The sequence below is a fragment of the Mycobacterium sp. genome, assembly GCF_049280035.1.
Taxonomy (GTDB): Bacteria; Actinomycetota; Actinomycetes; order Mycobacteriales; family Mycobacteriaceae; genus Mycobacterium.
In genome coordinates, this window is record NZ_JBAPPI010000832.1 from 1 (window position 1) to 2,425 (window position 2,425).

Below are 2,425 nucleotides of genomic sequence, written 5' to 3' on the forward strand. Positions count from 1 at the left end.
CAGGTGGGGCGCCCGGCGCAGGCGGCGCCGGTGGCGCACCCGGCCCCGGCGGTCAGCCCGGCCAGCCAGGTCAGCCAGGTCAGCCAGGTCAGCCAGGACAACCCGGGCACTCGGCCTAACCCGGCGCGGTTGGCATCGGCTACGACTTACTAGCCGCTGCCGGCCTTCTGGTAGACGAGCCAGCGCATCTCGATCGGCGAGGTCTCGCGCTCGACGTCGAACACGTCGAGGCCGCTGACCCAGTTGGCATACCAGCTTGTGGGCGGCCAAGCGCCGTCGGGCAGGTGCGTTTGCTCGTACTCGTAGACGGAGTCGTCGGCGACGAGCTCGAGCGGCAGCACGGCCGCTGCCGTTGTCAGCTCATCCCGGGTGAAGATCGTCGTGTAAACCTGCTGCCCGAGTTCCAGCGCGGCGTCGTCGGGGATGTAGCCATGCCGCGCCAGAAAGGCGTTGAACACCAAGCGTCCGCCGGGTGCCAGGCAACGGGCGGCGAGTTCGAACACGCCGCGCAGCTGCTGCGTCGTCCGGAAGTCGGACACCACCTCGGAGAGCAGGATCAGTTGATAATCGCAGCGCAGGTCATCCATCGTCGCGAACACGTCGCGCTGGATGACGCGGATGTCCACTGAATCTTGTTCGGCCGCCGCGCGAATGATGTCGGCGAACTTCGGGGTCATCTCGACCACGTCCACCGGGTGGCCCCGCCGTGCCAGGGCCAGGGCGTTGCGCCCGGTTCCGGCGCCGATGTCAAGCACCCGATGGTTCCCGGGATCGGCTGCTTCGCCGGCCAGCGCCCACACTCGGGCGTCGGGTTCGGTGCCGAACAGTGGCGGCTTTCGGTTGGCCACCCACCAGTCGTAGGCGCTCTCGATCGTCGACCATTCGGCTTTGACGGTGTAGTTCAGCATTGAGCCGACGGGAGAGTCGTACGAGATGACGATCTCCGACCGTGGCGAGGCCGCATAGGCCTCGGCCAACTGGCCCTCCAGCACCGTCTCGAGATGAGCAAGTTGCTCGTCGGAAAACTCAACGCCCACACCAGCAAAGACGGTGTCGCACATGTTGACGTACTCGTCGATCATCTCCGGAACGGCCGGCAGCCTGATTTGCCCGGTGACTACCGATCGGCGGTACAACCGCCGGGCCAGCGCTTCGCGCAACGTTGAGGGATCGATCGATTTAAGCGGCGGATTGTCCATCAGCTTCTATCTAAACGGCCCAGCCGGGTTGGCGGGGCGGTACGCGCGTGTTTTCACAGATTTCGTACGTTTGGCAGACGTCCAGCGCTCAACCAAGTCTGCCTGGCTGGCCGCCTCCGGGGTGGTCAGTGTTCGGCTGCGTCACAAATATCCTGTCCGGCAAGAGTTCTCGACAGATGGCTGGCGTCTGATGCGATCTCTCGCGTTAACCGAGACGCCGCGGCGACGTGAACCGCCCGGCTGCCTTAAGCAAAGCTGAGGAAACATTACATAGCTGTCTAATGATCTTGTTCTGAACCGCCATTCCTCGGGCGCGCTTCGTTCCGCAAATCGGCTGATCAAGTGAATTTTCTGCGCTTTTTGCGCGTTCCGGCCCAGGGCCAGTACCTAAGGATTAGCTTAAGGGCGTCTGAGAGATCCCGTCGCGCGGAGAGGGCAGGGCGATGGCTGGTCAGCGCTCGTCAAAGAAGAATCAGTCGGCGAAGGCTAAGGCCCGTCGGCGGCGTCGGGCTTTTGGCCTCGGTGGTAGTGCCGGGGCGTTTTTGGCTTTTGGGTTGGGCCCGCTAGCGGGCGCGCCGACGGCCAAAGCCGATATTTTCGACGACATCCTCGACCTCGCTGTGGGCTCAGCCGCGAGTTCGGCGATCACCGCAGTCAACCCGACGGATTTCTTGGACCCCGGTGTGCTCAGTGGGCTGCTGACGGATTTGAGCACCCCGAGCGGGTGGGACACCTTGTTGACCGATCTGGGCAATCCCAGCAGCTTTGACGCCTTGTTCTCGCCGACCAGTGCGGTGTCCGACGCCGGGTCTGCTGCTGCGGCCACCGATTCGTCGACATCCTTCCTTCACGGACTTGAGCAGGAGTGGATCAACAGCTCTCTTGGCCAGCAGGTGGACTCTGCGCTCAACACGTGGGCTGCGCAGACCGATCCGGCCGCCGACCCCACTGGCGGGGCGTGCGGGCTGATCTGCAACGGCGCCAACGGTGTGGGCGGTGGCTCGCTGTCCGACGCCGATGGCCAAGGCGGCGGGTTGTTCTTCGGTAACGGCGGCAACGGCGCCACCGACGCGGCCGGTCAAGGCGGCGCGGGCGGCAACGCGGGTGACTGGGGCAACGGCGGTAACGGCGGCAACGGCGCCGACGGCGGAGCCGGTGGCGATGGCGGCACCGGCGGTGAGTTCTACGGCACCGGCGGCGACGGCGGGACCGGCGGGACCGGGGTG

General features: G+C 65.5%; 1 protein-coding gene and 1 pseudogene. One reads left to right on the forward strand and one right to left on the reverse strand.

What is annotated here, in order from left to right; translation table 11 throughout:
- Positions 1 to 149 precede the first annotated feature (149 nt).
- On the reverse strand, positions 150 to 1,199 hold the full coding sequence (locus WAN71_RS26645; protein WP_422228198.1) for a class I SAM-dependent methyltransferase: 1,050 nt from the start codon (positions 1,197 to 1,199) through the stop codon (positions 150 to 152).
- A gap of 443 nt (positions 1,200 to 1,642) precedes the next feature.
- On the opposite strand from WAN71_RS26645, the pseudogene WAN71_RS26650 reads away from it, so the two are divergent.
- Positions 1,643 to 2,425, forward strand: a pseudogene (locus WAN71_RS26650) (hypothetical protein); the annotation flags it as partial.